This is a genomic window from Leucobacter chromiireducens (assembly GCF_003917135.1).
Classification (GTDB): Bacteria; Actinomycetota; Actinomycetes; order Actinomycetales; family Microbacteriaceae; genus Leucobacter; species Leucobacter chromiireducens_A.
The window spans coordinates 1-3,246 of sequence record NZ_RPDI01000063.1; the positions used below are offsets into that span (position 1 = coordinate 1).

A 3,246-nucleotide genomic window follows, 5' to 3' on the forward strand; every position below is an offset into this window, starting at 1 on the left:
GGCGCACCGCCGGGCGGCGCAGCTTCGCCGCGCGCTGCGCGGTGGCCTGGCGGCGGCGCATCTGCTGGGCGCGGATCTCCGCGCGCACCGACGCGGCGCGGGCCTCCGCGAGCTCCGCTTCGCGCTCGGCTTCCTGCTGCCGCTGCGCGGTGCGGAGGAGCTTTTCGTGCGCCAGCGCCTCGCGGGCGGTCGCTTCGAGGCGCACCTCCTGGGGCACCTCGCTCGTCTCTGCGAGGATGCGGAGGGTGCGCTGGAGCCGGAGCGCGTTGCGCTCAGCGGCGCGGAACTCGCGGCGGCGCGTCCACGCCGGCACGAGCACGGCAGCCCACAGCAGGGCAGCAATCAGGAAGATCACGCCACCACCGAGTACGCCGCCTGTCATGTGCATTACTGTACGGTGCCGCCAGGGGTCGTGCGCCCCGGCGCGCCGCGGCGCGGTGCTTTCGCGCGGCTAGCGCGTCACCCCCGGCACCCCCGGCACCTCCGGCAGCCGGCCGAGGATCGGGCCGTCGTCGCGCGTCGCGACGTAGCACTCGTGATCCCGCCACGCACCGTCGATGTGGATGTAGTCCTGCCNGTGATCCCGCCACGCACCGTCGATGTGGATGTAGTCCTGCCGTCGCCCCTCGAAGCGGAGCCCGAGCTTCTGCACCACGCGCAGCGAGGCCGCGTTCTCCGGCCTGATGCAGATCTCCACGCGGTGCAGGCCGAGCTGCCCGAAGATGTAGTCCATCGCGAGGGCGACGGCGGTCGGCGCGATCCCGCGCCCGGCGACGTGCTGCGACACCCAGTACCCGATCTGCGAGGACTGCAGCGCACCGCCGCTCAGCTCGGCGATGCTGAGCTGCCCGACGATCTCGCCGTCGCAGAGCACCACGAACGGCACGCCGCTCCCCGCGCGTAGCTGCCGCCGCTGCAGGCGGATCGTTGGGCGCATCGGCACCGAGCCCGGCACCACGCTGCGGCCGCTCGGGTGGGTCGCCTCCCACGGCTGCAGCCACTCGCGGTTGTCGCGCAGCAGGCGCTGCAGCGGGGCGGCGTCGCCGCCGCGCACCACGCGCAGTGCCACGCGCCCGGCGCTCAACAGGCCCGGGTCGGCGATGGCGTGGCCGAGCGGCACGACCGGCTGCTAGCTCTCGCGGCGGGTGCGCAGCTGCTCAGCGAAGTCGATCACCCAGTCGCTGATCTCGTCTCCGAGCTCATCGTGATCGACGCCGAGCAGCACGTTCGCCTTGATCCAGTCGGCGCGGTCGCCGGTGTCGTAGCGGCGGCCGCGGAAGATCACGCCATAGACCGGCGCCTCTCCCTTGCCCTCGGCGAGCTGGTTGAGCGCGTCCGTGAGCTGGATCTCGCCGCCGCGCCCAGGGGGCAGCTCGTCGAGGATGTCGAAGATCTCGGGCCGCAGCACGTAGCGCCCGATCACGGCGAGGTTCGAGGGCGCGTCTGCGGCGGCAGGCTTCTCCACGAGGCCGGTGACGCGCACCACGTCGGCGTCGTCGGTGGCCTCGACCGCGGCGCAGCCGTAGAGGTGGATCGACTCCTGCGGCACCTCCATGAGCGCGATGACCGTCGCACCGCGCGCGTCGTGCTCGGCGATCATGCGGTCGAGCAGCGGGTCGCGTGCGTCGATGAGGTCGTCACCGAGCAGCACCGCGAACGACTCGTCGCCGACGTGCCCGCGCGCGCGGCCGACCGCGTGGCCGAGACCGAGCGGCTGCCCCTGGCGCAGGAAGTACACCTCGGCGAGCTCGCTCGACTCGTGCACCTTGCCGAGCTTGCCCTCGTCGCCCTTGCGCTCCAGCGAGTACTCGAGCTCGGGCACACTATCGAAGTGGTTGACCAGGTTGTCCTTGTTGCGGCCCGTGATGATGAGCACGTCGCCGAGCCCGGCGGACGCCGCCTCCTCGACGACGTACTGGATCGCCGGCTTGTCGACGATTGGGAGCATCTCCTTGGGCATCGCCTTCGTCGCCGGGAGGAAGCGGGTGCCGAGGCCCGCTGCGGGGACGACGGCCTTCGTAACGGCGCGCTGCGTTTCAGTCATACAGGCCAGCCTAATGTCGGCAGCGGCACACTCAAAGCTAGACCGCCCGCGATTCAGGAGGGAGAGTAGGGTGCTGCTATGCCCCCTACGCCCAGCAGCTCCACGCCGCGGGCCCGTGACGCCGCGAAACGCCGCGTGCGGTCGGCAGTGCGCGCGCACCGGGCTGAGCGATCCCAAACTGATCGGGATCTTGGAGCCAACGCGCTCTCGGCGCACCTGATCCGGCTGGTGGAGGCCGCGGACGCGCTGCGGGTCACGTGTTACCTGGCGGCCGCCGAGGAGCCGGGCACCGAGCCGTTTCTGCGCTGGGCGGCGGAGCACCGCGTCGAGGTGCTGCTGCCGGTCTCGCTGCCTGGCCACACCCTGGCTTGGGCGCTCGCCGGGCAGGGTGAGCCGGTGCCCGGGCGGCACGGCATCCGGGAACCGGTCGGCCCGCGGCTGCCCGCGACCGCAGCGGGCACGGCCGACCTCATGTTGATCCCCGCGTGCTCGGTGGACCGCGCGGGCACGCGGCTCGGCTGGGGGCTCGGCTATTACGACCGCTGTCTCGCTGCGCTGGATCGAGTCCCACCCGTGTACGCGGTGGTGTTCGACGAGGATCTCGTGGCTGCGCTGCCGCGCGACGCGCACGATGTCCCGGTCACCGGGGTGGTCACGCCCGCCGGCGTGCGCCGCTTCGCAGCCGGAACGGGGTAAACTCACTCACTGTGCCTACCTACGCTTACCGGTGTGCCGACTGCGGCCACGCATTCGACATCTACCAGTCGTTCTCGGATGATGCGCTCACCGAGTGCCCCGAGTGCGGCGGCGCGCTGCGCAAGGTCTTCGGCTCCTCGCTCGGCGTGACCTTCAACGGCTCGGGCTTCTACCGCACGGACTCGCGTGCGGGTTCCTCGGGCTCGAGCTCCTCGGGCTCGAGCTCCTAGCCCCTAGGCCCCTACTGAAACGTGGCAAACCGCCCCTTCACACGCGTGAAGGGGCGGTTTGCCACTTCTCGATCGGGATCAGCCCCAGTGGGGCGGGCGGTCACGCTTCAGGCGCGCCTCATTGGCCTGCTCGGCTGACCCCGACTCCCCCTGCGCGCCGTCCCAGCCCTCGGCCCGATCCTCACCGGCACGCGCGGTGAGTGCGTGCTCGGACGGCCGGGGGTCCACGCCGGCCGGGGCCGGCCGCTGCACGCGACGCGAGCGGCGCGGCGGGCG

At 72.2% G+C, this 3,246-nt stretch carries 5 protein-coding genes and 1 pseudogene; 2 read left to right on the plus strand and 4 right to left on the minus strand.

Annotated features, from left to right (window positions below; genetic code table 11):
- The 3 genes and pseudogenes from EGM46_RS14390 to EGM46_RS14400 form a co-directional block, all read right to left on the minus strand.
- Positions 1 to 382: pseudogene (locus tag EGM46_RS14390) on the minus strand (hypothetical protein); the annotation flags it as partial.
- Positions 383 to 451: 69 nt separating this feature from the next.
- Positions 452 to 1,120: a GNAT family N-acetyltransferase gene (locus tag EGM46_RS14395; protein WP_206427598.1), complete on the minus strand. Its 669-nt coding sequence runs from the start codon at positions 1,118 to 1,120 to the stop codon at positions 452 to 454.
- Positions 1,121 to 1,129: 9 nt separating this feature from the next.
- The gene (locus EGM46_RS14400) at positions 1,130 to 2,044 is read right to left on the minus strand and encodes a UTP--glucose-1-phosphate uridylyltransferase (protein WP_125100811.1); all 915 of its coding nucleotides are present in this window, start codon (positions 2,042 to 2,044) and stop codon (positions 1,130 to 1,132) included.
- Positions 2,045 to 2,122: 78 nt separating this feature from the next.
- Between EGM46_RS14400 and EGM46_RS14405 the strand changes: the two genes are divergently transcribed.
- Together EGM46_RS14405 and EGM46_RS14410 are read left to right on the plus strand one after the other, a co-directional pair.
- A complete protein-coding gene (locus EGM46_RS14405) occupies positions 2,123 to 2,740 on the plus strand; it encodes a 5-formyltetrahydrofolate cyclo-ligase (protein ID WP_125100812.1) in 618 nt (205 codons plus the stop codon).
- Between the two features lie 11 nt (positions 2,741 to 2,751).
- A complete protein-coding gene (locus tag EGM46_RS14410) occupies positions 2,752 to 2,970 on the plus strand; it encodes an FmdB family zinc ribbon protein (RefSeq protein WP_125100813.1) in 219 nt (72 codons plus the stop codon).
- Between the two features lie 78 nt (positions 2,971 to 3,048).
- Here the strand turns inward: EGM46_RS14410 and EGM46_RS14785 are convergent.
- On the minus strand, positions 3,049 to 3,246 hold a 198-nt coding region (locus EGM46_RS14785; RefSeq protein ID WP_164512925.1), incomplete at its 5' end, for a transcriptional regulator.